The organism is Achromobacter sp. D10 (assembly GCF_035282245.1).
GTDB classification, from domain to species: Bacteria; Pseudomonadota; Gammaproteobacteria; order Burkholderiales; family Burkholderiaceae_B; genus Achromobacter; species Achromobacter insolitus.
This window is the reverse complement of record NZ_JAYJLE010000009.1, coordinates 17187-32186: the sequence shown is the minus strand read 5'-3', so window position 1 is coordinate 32186 and position 15000 is coordinate 17187. Positions and strand designations below refer to the sequence as shown.

Sequence of the window (15000 nt, the reverse complement as noted above, 5' to 3'; positions counted from 1 at the left end):
GCAGAAGCTGTTCCTGCCCGCAGCTGGCGACGTCCGCGCCCCATCCGGGCACCCCTTATGAAACCAGAATCACCCCAGGCCGGACCTTCACCGGCTTGCCCAGGGTACGCGCGACGGGCGATGACTGCGCCGCATTGCGAACCAGCTCCTGCTGCGCCTCGGTAAGCGCCGCGGCAAAGCGCAAGCTCACCTCGAATCCGGTTTCTTGGTCCAGGCGTTCGATCGTGACGTCCACCGATCCTTCGGGCAATGTGACGCCGGCCCGCTCCGCAGCCATGTCCATGGACATGCAAACACAGGCAGCAAGCGCGCTTTCGAGAAGTTCGTGCGGCCGCATCCCTACCGTTCCCCCCTTGCCATTCTTCTGCGTGTCCGAGAGCAGGACGCTATGCCCATTGCTTACCTCGACGCAGTAAGACTCCCCTGACCGTTTCGCCGTCACCATGTGGATCTCCCGTAGTTGGATGAAAGATCCAGACAGCCTAGGCCGGCCGCGACAATCAAGGAAGGCCAGCGGGAATACTGGTATGGCGTATGACAGCCTGGGCCCTCCTGCGCGGCCTCAGTTGTCGTACTTCTTCGACAGATCCTCGAACACCTTCCTCTTTAACGGCGGCACCGCATCGACCACTCGCAGGAACGACCGGAAAAAGCGGCGTGATATCACCCCGCCATGCGCGGCCCGCTCCGCGTTGAGCCGCGAAAGACCCACCGCCGAATTGGCATATGTCCGCATCGCCTTTTCATACGCGCCGACGCCGTCCAGCATTGCCCGCTTGTCTTTCCCGGCGGCAATGAGTCTGTCCGCCAGGCTCGCGGCATCCCTGAGAGCGGTGTTCGCCCCGATTCCCGCCATGGGCGTCATGTTGTGTATGGCGTCGCCCACGAGGGTGATTTGGCTGGGCTTCCAATACGGCAGCTCGGGCATGCTGCGTATCGGCACGGCTTTCACCGTCTCCATGTCCGAGTGCAATACCAGATTCCGTAAGGTCGGAGACCACTTTTCCATGCGCCGCAGCACGATATCCGTGACCACGTGGCCCTGCAATTTCTCGATGCTATCGGGAAAGTCCTTGCGCGCGGCGGCGTAAGCCCAGACAAGATAATTCCCTGTCTCGTCCGCAGCGCCATTGCGCGCCGCGGCTCTCCAGGCGGACAGGAACATCCAGCCCGGACCCGGCGGCACCACGTTGTTGACCGAACCATCGATGAAGTTCCGCGGCAGTCCCTTGAGCAGGTCCGCCGTCAATGGCGTGCGTCCGACAAGGTTGGTGATTCCCAGGTCAAGCCGTTTCAGGCCGTTCAGGTATTGGGCTCTCACGCGCGAGTTACTGGCATCGGCCCCGACGAGCACATCTCCGTCAGCGTGACTACCGTCCGAAAAATGGGCCCGCACGCGTCCATCTTCGCCAAGAATCTCGTAGGAGGTGAATTCCTTCCCCCACTGTATCGGGCTGCCAGGCCCCTCCAGGCCGCCGAGAAGAATGCTTCTCAACTTGAGGCGCTCGATGGAACGGCGCTGCGCCTGGCCGCTAGGACCTGCCGGCCCCTCAAAGGCAGTTAGCGTGCGAGCCATTTCGTCCAGAAAGTGCACGCTCACGCCCGCATGCCCCGCGGCGCGGTCGAACGCCTCGAAGATATTTGTAGGCAGGCAGTGTTTCAAGGCCCGCTGTCCATGGCCGTCGATCAGGATGCCATACCCTGCCATGCCGTCGGCGACGGCAGTGCCTCGCTCGAACACGGCGACATCGACTCCGGAAGAATGAAGCTTCTGTGCCAAGGCCAAACCGGCCATACCTGCCCCAATGACCAAAACACGCATGCATTCAACCTTCAGACGGAGAACCAAAACCGGATCAGGACTCGATCAGTCCAACGGCTTCATGCCTGGCTGACCGGAAAGGTATGAACGCGATTGCGGCCATTGGTTCCCGGCTACTTCTTGCGGCCCCGCGCATCCTTGTCCTGCTTGCGCCAGTATGCGAACTCTTCTTCGTGGACCTCCAGGTCCACTTCGGACACGCGCGCTTGCAGCCGTTCCTGCACGTCCGCCACGGCCTTGTTGTAGATGGTGGGCCCGATTTCTTCCAGGATGAAGCCCAGCAGCGCACCGGCCGCCACATTGCCGATGCGTTCATCCATGTTCTGGTCGAAGTAGCGTTGAATGGAAACGATGGCGGCGTCTCGCACGCCGCGTTCAAGTTCGATAGCCATGGCGGCCCCCTTTCTGCAGACAAGCCGGCGTCCACGGGAAAACCCGCTAACCGGCCCCAATTTCCGACGAATTATACTGGATGCATAACCAGTGTTTTCTGCCATGCCGTTCAAAGCCCCCCTTACCCACGCCGAGCTTCGCGCTATCCGGGAGCGCCAGCCCTGGAACTCCGATGTGGTCTCCCTGCTCTGGGAGGTCAAGCGCTTGCGCTCGGCCCTGCTACGCTGGCACCAAGTGTCCAGCGACCTCAAGCGGCCAGCGGGCCTGATGGGCGATATCTACGACGAGCTGCTGGCGAATCTGGCGATGGAACCCTGCGTGTGCGAACGCGATCAGGCGACCGCGCAGCTGATGGACTCGCCCCCCAAGCCGCGCAAGCTGGCGTCGCCGAGGTAACCGGCAGGCGCAACAGACGGCATGCACACAGGGCCGTAGCATGCCCCTTGCCTCCCGTTCACCCATGTCCATGCCGATGGTGAATATCAGGATAGTGGGGATGCGAATGAGTCAGTACCGCATGGCGATGCGGATGCGTGTGCGGCTCCTTGCCGTCCCATGGGAAGTCATGAGTATGCTGGTGGTGAGCGTCGTGCACATGCCGGTGGCTATGGTGCAGCGGCTCATGCGTGTGCTCGTGCTCATGGCGTTCGCGCAGGTGCAACCAGAGGCCGATCGCCATCAGCGCCGCAGCCGCCCAGAACAGCGGGCCGGGCATTTCGGGCCACAACATCAACGAAATGACCACGCCGAACAACGGCGCGACCGAAAAATAGGCGCCCGTCCGGGCCGTGCCCAGCGTCCGCAACGCCATCACGAACAGCGTCAAGCTCACCCCATACCCCAGGAATCCCACGGCCAAAGTAACGCTCACGGCCGTGATCGACGGTAAGGTCGCGCCTCCGAGCAAAGCAAGCATGGTGTTCGTGAGCCCGGCCAGGAGCCCCTTCAATCCGGCAATCAGCATCGCGTCGTTCGTGGAGACCTTGCGAGTCAGGTTGTTATCTATCGCCCAACACAGACAGGCCCCGACAATCAGCAAGGCCCCGGGAGAAAAAGCCGCCGCGCCCGGCGCCCAGGACAATAGAAGCCCTCCGGCGACGATGACCAGCATGCCCAGCACGATCTGGCGATCCGCATTTTCTTTGAAGACCCACCAGGCGATCACGGCCGTAAGCACGCCCTCTACGTTCAACAGCAGCGACGCGGAAGCCCCGCTCGTCTGCGTCAGGCCCAGCATGAGCAGCGCCGGTCCCAGCACGCCCCCGAAGATGATGGCCCCCAGCAGCCAGGGCACGTCGCTTTTGGGGATCATCAGATCCTGGCCGCCCCCGCCGGCTTCGCCCCGCTTTGCCTGGCGCAGCAGCAATAGCAGACAGAGACCGAGGCCGCTGCCCAAATAGAGCAGGCCGGCCAGCAACAAAGGCGTGATGTCGTCAACGAGCATCTTCGCGAAAGGCGTGCTGGCGCCAAACAGCAATGCTGAGGTCAGTGCGGGTAGGGCTGAGCGGATGGACATAGCCGGATAAAGCCAGGGAACGTAGCAAAAGGCGGTGCCGGCAAGGCCTTCGCTGAATGCGCGGCGCTCGCCTGAACAGCACAATTTACTGGCCCGGACGGATTTACGGACCATTACCCCGGAAGCGCGCAGGGCTACGCGCAACGACCGGCGCGGCAGCCCTTCAGAGCCCAACGACTGCCGCCCGGGCCTAGGCGGCAGCGACGATCAATTGACGGTCACGCCGGCCTCGCGCACCACGTCGCCCCACAGAGAGATCTCCTGGACGATCTGATCGAGAAAGGCTTGCGGACTGCCCGGCGCGGCCTCTTCCCCGGTTGCCTTGAGGCGGTCGGCCATCTCGGGCATCACGACGGCCGCATTGATCGCGGCATTGAGCTTCGCTTGCACCTGCGGCGGCACACCCTTGGGCGCAATGATGCCGTACCACACCGTCACGTCGTACGGCACGCCGGCCTCGCGCACCGTCGGGATATCGGGCGCCGAAGACACACGTTGGGGCAAGGTCACCGCCAACACCTTCAGCCGCTTATCCTCGCGGTAAGGCAAGGTCGAGCCCGCCGTGGTCAGCATCGCGTTGACCTGGCCCGCGACCGTGTCCGTCAAGGCCGGCGCGGACCCCTTGTAGGGCACGTGGATCATGGAAATGCCGGCCGTCTTCAAAAAGGCCTCCATCGCCAGATGCGAAATCCCGCCCGTGCCGGACGAGGCATAGGTCAGCCCACCCGGCTTCTTCTTGGCCAAGGCCACCAGCTCGCCCAGGCTGTCCACCGGCACGCCGGGATTGACCGACACAAAGAACGGCGCGCGCGCGATCATGCCGATCGGCGTCATGTCCTCGACCGGATCGAATGGCAGCTTGTACAAGCTGGGGTTGACTGAATAGCTATTGGAAATCAAGGTCAGGGTATAGCCATCGGGCGCCGACTTCAGGCCCTGCTCCACCCCCAGCTTGCCCCCCGCGCCTGGCCGATTTTCGACCACCACGGGCTGTTTCAGGCCGTCGGACAACAGCTGCCCCAGGATACGCGCGATCCCATCATTGCCGCCCCCGGCGGCAAAGGGCACGATCAGCTTGATCGGCTGGGAAGGATAGTCATCGGCGCGCGCGTTGGAACCCGATCCGGCAAACGCCGCCACCGCAAGCGCTGCCCCCAATACCGCCCTGCCCAGCTTGGCGCCGGATAGCATGGTCATACTCTTCTCCTCTTTGGTTGACCGCTGCGCGGCCATGTTATGTGGCTGCCACGGCAGCGCCGAGGCATGTTACGCGCACGACAGGGGCTCTGCGATTTGCACAGTGCCAGCTGGGGCTATGACGAAGGGCGCAATAAGCAAGCTGGCGCAAACCTTGCATATGGGAACGCAACAAGTTACGTATTTAATTTTTTTATATTAAATCGAAACATAACAGCGGCGTGTACACCTCCAATAGAGAGGCTTCGGGGGACAATTTCGCGCGAAGTTGAAAGCGACAACGCCCAGCGGCAATCTGAAGGAGTATGTCCTACAATCCCTCGTCCCCATTTTTAAGATTTGGCAATGGATCGTAGGACTTTTTTATTGTCGACGGCGACCGCCGCGGGCGCCGGCTTCGCGTTAGGCACGTTCCGCGACGAAATCAAATCAGCGCTCTACCCCGAGGTGGATTCGGGGGCCGTCCCGGTTATCGGCATGCATTTCCGTGCTCTGCGAGGGGTTGGCTGGCGCATGGCCGAAAGGCCCAATGAAGGGAAGCTACTTCAGGCGATCGTGACCAAGGCACCCTACGGCCTGGATGGGACTTGGTTCGACGTCGACAAGCCATCCGGCTTTGTGCCGGGCCAACTGGTATCGGTCCTCTCCCCCGATGGCTTGTATCGGTCTGCCACCATTGCTGAGGTAAAGGGCTCGTCCATCCGCTTCCAGCAATCGCTATCGCATGCCCTTGCCGTCGGGTCTTCGATCTTCAATTTCTATCTGAACGATGCCCACCCCCACACGCCGGGGTACTTTGCAATTGCAGATGACGCGGCAGCGCAACTGAACAATCCGTATGAGCGTTGGCGCGCCCTAGGACTGTTCGGAGGTTGGGACAAGGTCGGGAATGTTGTTCTGACCGAAAACGCTAACTCCGACTACGGCAATCCGGGAGGGGCTTACCATGCAGCCGCCGCCCTGCAAGTGTCCGTCTCGGACGTTCTGAGCGGTGTGCAGAGTCGCGAGTTCGCGCTTGGGGCTGGTGACTACCGCCTTTCCTTGCCCCTCTCGTTCGCCCGGACCACAGGCTATGGGAGCTTGATGCGGGTAGACGTTCTTGCTTGGTCACCCCAACAAAGGACAAGCGTCACAATCAGCACCGATCGCTTTCGGTCGCTGGATGGCGTGTTCCTCGCCGAAGTGCCATTCACTCTGGACCAAGATACAACCGTGTCTTTTTCGCTGGTGATCGAAGACGGCACCAGCATCGACATGACGCTGGGCTATGGTCACATACTGCGCAAGTCCGCAAGGCCGCTAGATCTTTCGCTAGGGACCACGGTGCTATTCGGCGATAGCTGGATCAACTGGGGCTCCGTGACTGAGCGCTTCAAGACGAAGTGGTACCCGAAGGCCAAATTCGTGCAGTCAGGCGTGCCGGGCAACTACTTGGGGCACTTGCTAGAGCGCTTCGATGCTGATGTGATTCCGCACAAACCGCGCAATGTGTTGGTGATGTGCGGCACCAATGACGCCTACCGCCTCCCGACCGTTCAGCAGTTCCAGGATCAGGCCGCCATCTTGCGCGAGAAGATCCGCGCCATTGGCGCTCGGCCGGTCTTCTGGGATTGCTCGGTGTGCGACAAAAACTATGTTGACGGGGACCGCCTGATTCCATCGCGTGTTCTCGCAATCGGCACGGACTACAACGGACCAGCCCCCTACCCGACGGCCTAGGGCTCGCGCCACATCGTCCCCGGAGGCCACATCAGTGAGCGCATGGACATCTGCCATTAGCCTTTACATTGGCTGGCGATTCTGGCGCGGCAGGAGGGGCTCGAACCCCCGACCTCAGGCTTAGAAGGCCCGTGCTCTATCCAGCTGAGCTACTGCCGCGCGGTGTGGTGATGGCCCGGAATGGGTCCGGGCGCCGCATTTTACCTTGTTGCGGCCGCCTTGGGCGGTTGGCCTGAATGGCGGGCTCTGCGAGCCCTATTCCTCGCCGATGTCCGCATGGGTTGACACCCACAGCACCAGGGCGTCGTCCGGGCTCAGGCTGATCACCCGGTGCCCCATGCGGCTGTCTATATAGAAGCTTTCGCCGGCTTTCAGGCGGGCGGGTTCGTAGAATTCGGTGTAGAGCTCCACCTCGCCTTCCAGGACGTACACGAATTCCTCGCCGCGATGGCGGCTCCAATCGTGGAACTCGTCGAACGAACGCGCCTTGACGCGGGTGTGGAAAGGCATCATGCGCTTATGCGACAACGCGGTGCAAAGCAGGCGGTGGTCGTAGTACGGGGTTTCGTACTGGCGCCCTTCGCCCTGGCGGCTGAGGCTGCGGCGCCCAGTGCCCATATGGGCGTCGGACGCGGTGAAGAGTTCGGCCACGTCCAGCTCCAGCCCCGCCGCGATCTTGATCAGGTTGTCATAGGTGGGCGACAGCAGGCTGTTTTCGATCTTGGACAACGTGGACGCGGACACGCCGGTGGCCGCGGCCGCCTGCTTCAAAGTCCACGCCCGCGCCTGGCGCAAGGCTCGCAGCCGTTGTGCCAACACGCTTTGTTTGTTGCCTTCCATCTATATACCCTGTCATGCCCGCGACCGCCGCTCCCGCCACCAGTCGCGCGCCTGGTAAGACCAATAAGTAAGTTGCACCGCCGCCGTGCCAAGGCTGCCGCCGTTCCATGCCAGCCCGAACGGCGCGAACAGCTTGTAGCGCTGGGTATCGCCCGCGATCCCTTCCGCGACAACCCGGCCGCCGATCGACGCCGTATTCATGCCGTGTCCGCCGAACGCCGTGCAATACCAGACGTCTGGCGACAGCTGGCCGATCTGCGGCATCAGATGCCGCGCGTAGGCCATGCGTCCCGACCATGCCGTCTCCACGCGCAGCCCATGCAATTGGGGGTAGACGGAGAGCAATTCGCGTCGCAGCGACTCCGCCAGATCGGGCGGGTCATCGACACGGGTGGTGATTCTACTGCCCCAGCCGATGCGGCCGCCATCGAGCACGCGGTAATAGTTGCCGGCCCGCCGGTCGTCGCCAATGGCGGCGGGGGTCCGGATGGCCTCCCGGACCCGGTCGCCCAGGGGCTCGGTCAACATGATGTAGGTCGCGATGGGCAGCATGGCGCGGCGCAGCGCCGGAACGACGCCCTCGGTATAGCCGCCAGTGGCCAGCACGACGCTGCGGGCGTCGACCTGGCCATGGCTGGTCTTCAGCCGCTTGACCGCGCCGTCCAGCGCGGCCTGCGTGACGGGCGAGTCCTCGTGGATGCGCACGCCCAGGCGCGCGCATTCGCGGGCCAATGCGCGGGCATAGTTCAGCGGATGAAAATGAAAGGAGGTCGGGTCTTCCACGCCCTGGAAATACACGTCGGATACCAGACGCTCACGGACCTGGCCACGGCTCAGCAGACGCACATCGCGGCCGAAGTCGCGCTGCTGGCTGTCGCACCATTGCCGCAGGGCGTCGGCCGCTTCGTAACGCACCACGCGAAGCCGGCCATCGACCTTGCGGGCGTCGGCGATGTCCAGGTCCCGGATGTTGCCGCGGATGATCTCCACGCCTTCCATGGATAGCCGGTAGAGCTTGCGATAGTGGTCTTCGTCGACGTGCTTCCTGATGGCGTCGGCGCCCGCGGAGAATGCCGGCGATACGGATCCGCCGTTGCGGCCCGAGGCCCCCCAGGCCACGCGCCGCCCCTCCAGCAAGGTCACGTCGCGGCCACGGCGGGCCAGTTCCAACGCGGCGGACAGTCCGGCCAGCCCGGCCCCGACCACGCAGACATCGGTGCTGGACGCCCCCGACAGGGGCGCATAGCGGGTATCGCTGTCGGCCAGCGTGCGCTTGTAGTAGGTATCGATGTACTCGGAAGCCATGGTGGTCGGCGTCAGTTCAGGCCCGCGCCCTGCAAGCCGCCCGTCAGCCGCTTTTCCAGCCAGTTGGCCAAACGCAGCAGCGGGTAGCAGTAGATGAAATAGATGGCGGCGATCATGCCGTAGATGAACAGCGACTTCGCCGGAAAGGTGATGATGAAGACCTCGCCCTGGCGCGTCAGTTCGGTGATGCCCACCACCGACAGAATCGCAGTGCTTTTGATCAGCATGACGTACACGCCGCTCATGGGCTGCACGATCAGGCGCATGGCTTGCGGCAGGATGACCAGCCGCAGGATCTGGAACGGTCTCAAGCCCAGTGTCATCGCGCCTTCGGTCTGTCCGCGGGGCACGGCCTGGATGGCGCCCATGACGATCTCGGCCACATAGCAGGACGTATAGACGGACAGCGACACGAAGGCGGCCGTGCCGGAATCCCAGTGCAGCAGCTCGATGCCGGAACTGGGAAGCACGAAATAGAAGATATAGAGCTGCACCAAGAACGGCGTACCGCGCAGGATATGAATGTAGAGCCCCAGCAGCTGATGCACGCCGCGAATGCGGTAGCTGCGGATGACGCCGATCACAAAGCCCAGCAAGGACCCCGCGATGATCGCCACGAACGAGATTTTCAAGGTTTCCCAGAAGCCCTTCAACAGAAAGGGCAGCACGACGCCGGCGGTGGAAAGATAGGAATCCAGCATGCTTACCTCGCGTTCCAGGCGGGACCCGCCAGCCAGATGCTCACGCCGCGCGACAGCAGCAACATGCAGGCATAGATCAGCAGATAGCCGGCCGCAATGGTCAGGAAGCTCTCGTTGGGCACGATGCGGTCGCTGTTCATCTGCACGCCGGCCGCGACCAGTTCGAACACCGTGATCAATGACAGCAGCGAGGTGTCCTTGATCAGCACGGCGGTCTGGCCCAGCAGGGGCGGCAGCGTATTGGCAAAGGCCTGCGGCAGCACGACGTAGCGCAAGCGCTGGCGGTAGTTCATGCCGCAGGCCTTGGCGCCTTCGATCTGGCCGCGCGGCACGGACTCGATGCCCACCCGGATGATCTCGCTCATGTAGGCCGCGTGGTGCAGCGTCATGGCGATAATGCCCAACAGCATCTCGCTCCAACCCTTGGCGCCGGGCACCAGCATGGGCACCGCGTAATAAACCAGGTAGATCTGCACCAGCAAGGGAGTGGAACGAATGAATTGCACATAGGCCGCCACCGGCCGCCAGACGGCGGCGCGGGGCGACATATGGGCAAGCGCCAGCGGAATGCCAGCCAGCACCGACAGCACCAGGCTCGCGCCCGCCGCGATGAGGGTATTGGCCAGGCCGGTGGCGAACTGGCCCGTGTACTGGCTGACGATGCGCCAGTTATAGAAGTCGATCAGCCAGTCCATGGGCTCAGTGGTCTTTCTTCCAGTCGGTCGAATACCAGTACTTCACTTGCTCGGGCAAGGTGTTGTCGGCCGTCTTCAACGTCTGCCAGTTGTCGAGCCAGAACTTCAGGCGGAACGCGTTGGGGCCGACGGCGAACGCCAGGGGCTCCCGCACCATGATGCCGTCCAGCACGCGCAGATTGCCGAAGTCCACCAGGAACTGGTTGGCGGTCGACAGAGACATGATCCCGGCATCCAGGCGGCCGCTGGACAGGGCCTGTCCCACCGGCGCGCTGCCGCCCGAAAACTCCTTCATGGTCGCCTTGGGCAGCATCTTCTTGCCCACTTCCGCATAGGTGCTGGCACCCAGCACGCCCACGGTCACGCCATCCTTATTGAGTTCCTCATATGACTTATAGGGCGAATCCTTGGGCACCACGGCCACGGTGTCGGCATAGAACATCGGCGTGGAGAACAGCACCTGGGCCGCGCGCTGCGGGGTGGGCGTCATGTCGGCGGCCACCATGTCGGCCTTGCCGGACAGGAGCGCCGGGATCAATCCCTTCCATTCATAGTCCTGAAGCACCAGCTTCACGCCCAGGTCGTCGGCCATGCGCTTGGCCACTTCCACGGCCAGGCCGGTGCGCTTGCCGCTCTTGTCCATGAAACTCATGAGCGGCCCCGAGGTCTGCACCGCGACCCGCAACTCTCCGCGCTTGAGGATGTCGCCCAGTTCGTCGGCCTGCGCGGGCAGGGCCACGGAAGCGGCTGCCAGGGCGATGCCGGCCACGCCCAGCCATTGTTTGATTTTCAGCATTTACTACCCCTTGTGGTGAATGGACTCATGTCATTCCGGGCAAAGCACAGTGCGCCGGCAGCGCCCGGATCAGCCGGACCGGCCCTGGTTACTGCCGGACGCCGCGCACGCGCGGGCCGCCCGTTGCTTCCTTGCTGCTACAGAATCTTCTCGAGAAAGGCGCGGGTGCGCGCTTCCCTCGGGTGGCTGAACACCTGCTCGGGCGTACCCATTTCCACGATGCGGCCGGCGTCCATGAAGAGCGCGCGGTCGCCTACGTCGCGGGCGAAACCCATTTCGTGGGTCACCACGGCCATGGTCATGCCGTCGCGCGCCAGCGCGCGCATCAGTTCAAGAATGCCTCCCACGGTTTCGGGGTCGAGCGCCGAAGTGGCCTCGTCGAACAACATCAGCTTGGGGTCCATGGCCAGCGCGCGTGCAATCGCCACGCGCTGCTGCTGGCCGCCGGAGAGCTGGCTGGGATAGCGCGCGCCGTAGTCGCCCATGCCAACGCGCCCCAGCAGTTCGCGGGCGTAGCGTTCGGCATCGACGCGGGTACGGCCGCGCACCACGCGCTGGGGTAGCGCGACGTTGTCCAGCGCAGTACGGTGTTGGAACAGGTTGAAGTGCTGGAACACCATGCCGACTTCGGTGCGCCAGAGGTTGACGTCGGTGGCCGGGTCCGTGAGCGACACCCCATCCACCCGGATGGTGCCGCTGTCGATGCTCTCCAGGCCGTTCAGCGTGCGCAACAGGGTGCTCTTGCCGGAACCGGACGGTCCGACCACCACCATGACCTCGCCGCGCCCAAGCTGGCAGTCGATGCCATCCAACGCCAGATGCGGGGCCTGCCCGTCGCGCTGATAGGTCTTGCTGACTGCCTGGACGACCAGCAGAGGTTCCGCCACGGATCCACCTTCGGATGAGTGCTGCCTTGGTTAAAAAGGTTTCGCAATTCACGCTGGAGTTTCGTATAGTAAATTTTTTTCCAGAATCGCCACTTAGGCATAACCCTTAAGCGAAGACAGGCTCTTCGCAGGCAACCCAAGGAACCGGCATGGACACTCCCCAAGACATCCTGCGCGCGCTCGGGCTGAACCCGGAATCGCTCACCGGCGGCACGCTGCGCGCGCGCAGCCCGATCGATGGCGCCGAACTGGCCCAGGTCCACGAGCACACGGTCGCCCAGGCCCATTCCGCCATCACCCGCGCGCGCCAGGCCAGCCTGGCGTGGCGCGATGTGCCGGCTCCGCGCCGCGGCGAGCTGCTGCGCCTGTTTGGCGAAACGCTGCGCCAGCACAAGCGCGAACTGGGCCGCCTGGTCAGCCTGGAAGCCGGCAAGATCGTCGCCGAAGGCGAAGGCGAAGTTCAGGAAATGATCGACATCTGCGATTTCGCCGTGGGCCTGTCGCGCCAGCTGTACGGCCTGACCATCGCCTCCGAGCGCCCCGGCCATCGCATGATGGAAACCTGGCACCCCCTGGGCGTGGTCGGCGTGATCAGCGCGTTCAACTTCCCCGTGGCCGTGTGGTCCTGGAATGCCGCGCTGGCGCTGGTTTGCGGCAATGCCGTGGTCTGGAAGCCGTCGGAAAAAACCCCCTTGACCGCGCTGGCCTGCCAGGCGCTCTTCACCCAGGCCGCGCAACGCTTCGGCGACGCGCCCGCCGGGCTGTCCGAAGTGCTGATCGGCGGCCGCGACATCGGCGAAGCCCTGGTGGATTCGCACGCCGTGGCCCTGGTGTCGGCCACGGGTTCGACCCGCATGGGCCGCCAGGTGGGGCCGCGCGTGGCGCAGCGCTTCGGCCGCGTGCTGCTGGAGCTGGGCGGCAACAACGCCATCATCGTCGGCCCCACGGCCGACCTGGACATGGCCGCGCGCGGCATCGTGTTCGGCGCCATCGGCACGGCCGGCCAGCGCTGCACGACCACGCGCCGCCTCATCGTGCACGAGAGCGTGGCAAACGACCTGGTGCAACGCCTGCACAAGGCCTATGCCAGCGCCACCATCGGCAATCCGCTGGACAGCGCCACGCTGGTTGGTCCGCTGATCGACCGCGTGTCTTTTGACGCCATGCAGGCCGCGCTTACGGCCGCGCGCGAACAGGGCGGCAAAGTCACCGGCGGTGAACGCGTGCTGGCCGAGCAGTATCCGGATGCCTGGTACGTGCGCCCTGCCATCGCCGAGATGCCGGGCCAGACCGACGTGGTCTGCCACGAAACCTTCGCCCCCATTCTGTACGTGATGCGCTACACCGATTTCAGCCAGGCACTGGCCTTGCAGAACGGCGTGCCCCAGGGCCTGTCGTCGGCCATCTTCACCAATGACCTGCGCGAGGCCGAGACCTTCCTGTCCGCGGCAGGTTCTGACTGCGGCATTGCCAACGTCAACATCGGCACTTCGGGCGCCGAGATCGGCGGAGCCTTCGGCGGCGAAAAGGAAACCGGCGGCGGCCGCGAATCGGGTTCCGATGCGTGGCGCAACTACATGCGCCGCGCGACCAACACGATCAACTATTCGCGCCAACTGCCCCTGGCCCAGGGCATCAAGTTCGGCGAATAAGCTCCGGCCGCGCGGCTTCGATAAGCCCCCGCGCGTGCGCCGCCACGCGCGGGGGCTTACGCTTTCTACATACGATTAGCCAGCCTTACAAACTGTTGCGGGGGTCGATGCTACATTTCCTGGTCACAAAACCCTGTTAAGACCCGATGACCACAAGCCGTCCTGCACGTTCCGCCCTCCTCTTGCGCACCCTTGCCGCCGCCCTGGCCACGGGCCTGGCTGGCGCAGCCACCGCGGGCGTGTCATACCGGCTCGATCGCCCCTCGGCCGCCCCCGGCGAAACCGTCACGATCGAAGCGGTGTACTTCAATGAAGGCACCGCCCGCTCCAATTGGGAAGCGCCGCCGGAACTGGTGCTGCAATGGCGCGGCCAGGACGGCCAGATCGTGCGCAGCCTGGCCAAGTTGCGTGGCGGCCCCGCCAGCTTCAGCGTGCCGGTCAACAACTTCGCGCGCATGGCCTGGACCGCCGTCGTACCCGCCACGGCCAAGGGCCTCCAGGCTGTGTCCATCGAAGGGCAGCCTGCCATGATGGCGCTGGACGCCACCGGACGCGACAGCGGCACGCTGGCCAGCACGCCCGCGCAGGGCCCGGTTGTGGATGCCGCCAGCGGCCAGCCCGTGCCAGCCGCCGCCGTGGCCGCCGTCGGCGCTTCGCCCGAAGGCGGCCCCTCGCCCGAGGCCTCCGCCGTGCCAACCGTACAGCAGCAGACCGCGTTCGACCGCTTCCGCAGCTCGATCTCAGAATACAAGCCGGTGTACTTCGACATCGGCACCCGCGGGCAGACGACCGCCCGCTTCCAGATCAGCGCCAAGTACCGCCTTTTCAGCCCCGCAGGCGACCGCCCGGCGACCTGGGACGAAAACTTCTACCTGGCGTATACGCAGACCTCGCTATGGGACCTGCAGGGCGATTCCATGCCCTTCATCGACACCACGTTCAATCCCAGCGCCTTCTGGCTGTCCGACAATATCTGGACGTCCGCCAACCAGAACTGGCGCTTCGGCATGAACACCGGCGTGGAACACAACTCCAACGGCAAGGACGGCGCGGATTCGCGCTCGCTCAATGACGGCTACATCGAGCCGCGCTTCCATTACCGTTTCGACGGCGGCAGCACGCTCACCTTCGCCCCCAGGGTCAAGGCCTACTTCGGCGTCGCCAGCGAGAACAGCGATTACTCCGACTACGCCGGCCACGTCGACTGGCAATTGCGCTGGGCGCAGGATAATGGCGCAGTCGTGTCCGCCATGTACCGCCAGGGCGACCAGAAGCGCCGCACCACCCAGCTGGATTTCGCGTGGCCGCTGCAACGCACGTGGCTGAACATGAACGGCTATCTGCATCTGCAATACTTCAACGGCTACGGCGAAACGCTGCTCGGCTACAACCAGCGCAACGAATCGCAGTTCCGGGTCGGCCTGTCGCTGGTGCCCTAAGACCCACCGGGCCTGCCTTCAGGGCCTGCCTCAGGCAT

At 63.9% G+C, this 15000-nt stretch carries 15 protein-coding genes and 1 tRNA gene; 4 read left to right on the top strand and 12 right to left on the bottom strand.

Annotated elements, in window-relative coordinates:
- Positions 1-55: 55 nt before the first annotated feature.
- The 3 genes from VCS63_RS21030 to VCS63_RS21020 form a co-directional block, all read right to left on the bottom strand.
- Complete coding sequence (locus tag VCS63_RS21030) at positions 56-445, bottom strand: OsmC family protein (protein WP_323880950.1); 390 nt, start codon at positions 443-445, stop codon at positions 56-58.
- A 117-nt stretch (positions 446-562) separates the two neighbouring features.
- On the bottom strand, positions 563-1822 hold the full coding sequence (locus VCS63_RS21025; protein ID WP_323880948.1) for an NAD(P)/FAD-dependent oxidoreductase: 1260 nt from the start codon (positions 1820-1822) through the stop codon (positions 563-565).
- 113 nt (positions 1823-1935) lie between these two features.
- On the bottom strand, positions 1936-2214 hold the full coding sequence (locus VCS63_RS21020; protein WP_042794586.1) for a DUF2164 domain-containing protein: 279 nt from the start codon (positions 2212-2214) through the stop codon (positions 1936-1938).
- Between the two features lie 103 nt (positions 2215-2317).
- Between VCS63_RS21020 and VCS63_RS21015 the strand changes: the two genes are divergently transcribed.
- Positions 2318-2611 (top strand): hypothetical protein, encoded by a 294-nt coding sequence (locus tag VCS63_RS21015; RefSeq protein WP_063640965.1) that lies wholly within the window; start codon positions 2318-2320, stop codon positions 2609-2611.
- Positions 2612-2669: 58 nt separating this feature from the next.
- On the opposite strand, the gene VCS63_RS21010 is transcribed toward VCS63_RS21015, so the two are convergent.
- Both VCS63_RS21010 and VCS63_RS21005 read right to left on the bottom strand, forming a co-directional pair.
- Complete coding sequence (locus VCS63_RS21010; protein ID WP_323881023.1) at positions 2670-3731, bottom strand: DMT family transporter; 1062 nt, start codon at positions 3729-3731, stop codon at positions 2670-2672.
- Between the two features lie 207 nt (positions 3732-3938).
- Positions 3939-4928 (bottom strand): tripartite tricarboxylate transporter substrate binding protein, encoded by a 990-nt coding sequence (locus VCS63_RS21005; protein WP_323880946.1) that lies wholly within the window; start codon positions 4926-4928, stop codon positions 3939-3941.
- A 345-nt stretch (positions 4929-5273) separates the two neighbouring features.
- Between VCS63_RS21005 and VCS63_RS21000 the strand changes: the two genes are divergently transcribed.
- Positions 5274-6647, top strand: a complete 1374-nt coding sequence (locus tag VCS63_RS21000; RefSeq protein ID WP_323880944.1) for a hypothetical protein — start codon at positions 5274-5276, stop codon at positions 6645-6647.
- A gap of 82 nt (positions 6648-6729) precedes the next feature.
- Here VCS63_RS21000 and VCS63_RS20995 read toward each other — a convergent pair.
- The 7 genes from VCS63_RS20995 to VCS63_RS20965 all read right to left on the bottom strand — a co-directional run bounded on the left by VCS63_RS20995 (position 6730) and on the right by VCS63_RS20965 (position 11871).
- A tRNA-Arg gene (locus VCS63_RS20995) sits at positions 6730-6806 on the bottom strand.
- A 96-nt stretch (positions 6807-6902) separates the two neighbouring features.
- Positions 6903-7487 (bottom strand): helix-turn-helix domain-containing protein, encoded by a 585-nt coding sequence (locus VCS63_RS20990; protein ID WP_042794587.1) that lies wholly within the window; start codon positions 7485-7487, stop codon positions 6903-6905.
- Positions 7488-7499: 12 nt separating this feature from the next.
- Entirely contained in the window at positions 7500-8792 is a 1293-nt protein-coding gene (locus VCS63_RS20985; protein WP_149064048.1) for an NAD(P)/FAD-dependent oxidoreductase, read from the bottom strand.
- An 11-nt stretch (positions 8793-8803) separates the two neighbouring features.
- Positions 8804-9493: an amino acid ABC transporter permease gene (locus tag VCS63_RS20980; protein ID WP_042794588.1), complete on the bottom strand. Its 690-nt coding sequence runs from the start codon at positions 9491-9493 to the stop codon at positions 8804-8806.
- Between the two features lie 2 nt (positions 9494-9495).
- Positions 9496-10188: an amino acid ABC transporter permease gene (locus VCS63_RS20975; protein WP_042794589.1), complete on the bottom strand. Its 693-nt coding sequence runs from the start codon at positions 10186-10188 to the stop codon at positions 9496-9498.
- Between the two features lie 4 nt (positions 10189-10192).
- Positions 10193-10984 carry an ABC transporter substrate-binding protein gene (locus tag VCS63_RS20970; protein WP_063640959.1) on the bottom strand — a complete coding sequence of 264 codons (792 nt, stop codon included), beginning with the start codon at positions 10982-10984 and terminating at the stop codon, positions 10193-10195.
- A gap of 137 nt (positions 10985-11121) precedes the next feature.
- Positions 11122-11871 (bottom strand): ATP-binding cassette domain-containing protein, encoded by a 750-nt coding sequence (locus tag VCS63_RS20965; RefSeq protein ID WP_164793831.1) that lies wholly within the window; start codon positions 11869-11871, stop codon positions 11122-11124.
- Positions 11872-12020: 149 nt separating this feature from the next.
- On the opposite strand from VCS63_RS20965, the gene VCS63_RS20960 reads away from it, so the two are divergent.
- Together VCS63_RS20960 and VCS63_RS20955 are read left to right on the top strand one after the other, a co-directional pair.
- Positions 12021-13523: an aldehyde dehydrogenase family protein gene (locus tag VCS63_RS20960; RefSeq protein WP_042794591.1), complete on the top strand. Its 1503-nt coding sequence runs from the start codon at positions 12021-12023 to the stop codon at positions 13521-13523.
- Between the two features lie 146 nt (positions 13524-13669).
- Positions 13670-14962 (top strand): phospholipase A, encoded by a 1293-nt coding sequence (locus VCS63_RS20955; RefSeq protein ID WP_149064046.1) that lies wholly within the window; start codon positions 13670-13672, stop codon positions 14960-14962.
- Positions 14963-15000: the final 38 nt, after the last annotated feature.

Coding starts and splice junctions, on each gene's coding strand:
- VCS63_RS20955 (WP_149064046.1), top strand. CDS start 13,670: ATGACCACAAGCCGTCCTGCACGTTCCGCCCTCCTCTTGCGCACCCTT.
- VCS63_RS20960 (WP_042794591.1), top strand. CDS start 12,021: ATGGACACTCCCCAAGACATCCTGCGCGCGCTCGGGCTGAACCCGGAA.
- VCS63_RS21020 (WP_042794586.1), bottom strand. CDS start 2,214: ATGGCTATCGAACTTGAACGCGGCGTGCGAGACGCCGCCATCGTTTCC.
- VCS63_RS21000 (WP_323880944.1), top strand. CDS start 5,274: ATGGATCGTAGGACTTTTTTATTGTCGACGGCGACCGCCGCGGGCGCC.
- VCS63_RS20985 (WP_149064048.1), bottom strand. CDS start 8,792: ATGGCTTCCGAGTACATCGATACCTACTACAAGCGCACGCTGGCCGAC.
- VCS63_RS21015 (WP_063640965.1), top strand. CDS start 2,318: ATGCCGTTCAAAGCCCCCCTTACCCACGCCGAGCTTCGCGCTATCCGG.
- VCS63_RS20980 (WP_042794588.1), bottom strand. CDS start 9,493: ATGCTGGATTCCTATCTTTCCACCGCCGGCGTCGTGCTGCCCTTTCTG.
- VCS63_RS20975 (WP_042794589.1), bottom strand. CDS start 10,188: ATGGACTGGCTGATCGACTTCTATAACTGGCGCATCGTCAGCCAGTAC.
- VCS63_RS21010 (WP_323881023.1), bottom strand. CDS start 3,731: ATGTCCATCCGCTCAGCCCTACCCGCACTGACCTCAGCATTGCTGTTT.
- VCS63_RS21030 (WP_323880950.1), bottom strand. CDS start 445: ATGGTGACGGCGAAACGGTCAGGGGAGTCTTACTGCGTCGAGGTAAGC.
- VCS63_RS21025 (WP_323880948.1), bottom strand. CDS start 1,822: ATGCGTGTTTTGGTCATTGGGGCAGGTATGGCCGGTTTGGCCTTGGCA.
- VCS63_RS20970 (WP_063640959.1), bottom strand. CDS start 10,984: ATGCTGAAAATCAAACAATGGCTGGGCGTGGCCGGCATCGCCCTGGCA.
- VCS63_RS21005 (WP_323880946.1), bottom strand. CDS start 4,928: ATGACCATGCTATCCGGCGCCAAGCTGGGCAGGGCGGTATTGGGGGCA.
- VCS63_RS20990 (WP_042794587.1), bottom strand. CDS start 7,487: ATGGAAGGCAACAAACAAAGCGTGTTGGCACAACGGCTGCGAGCCTTG.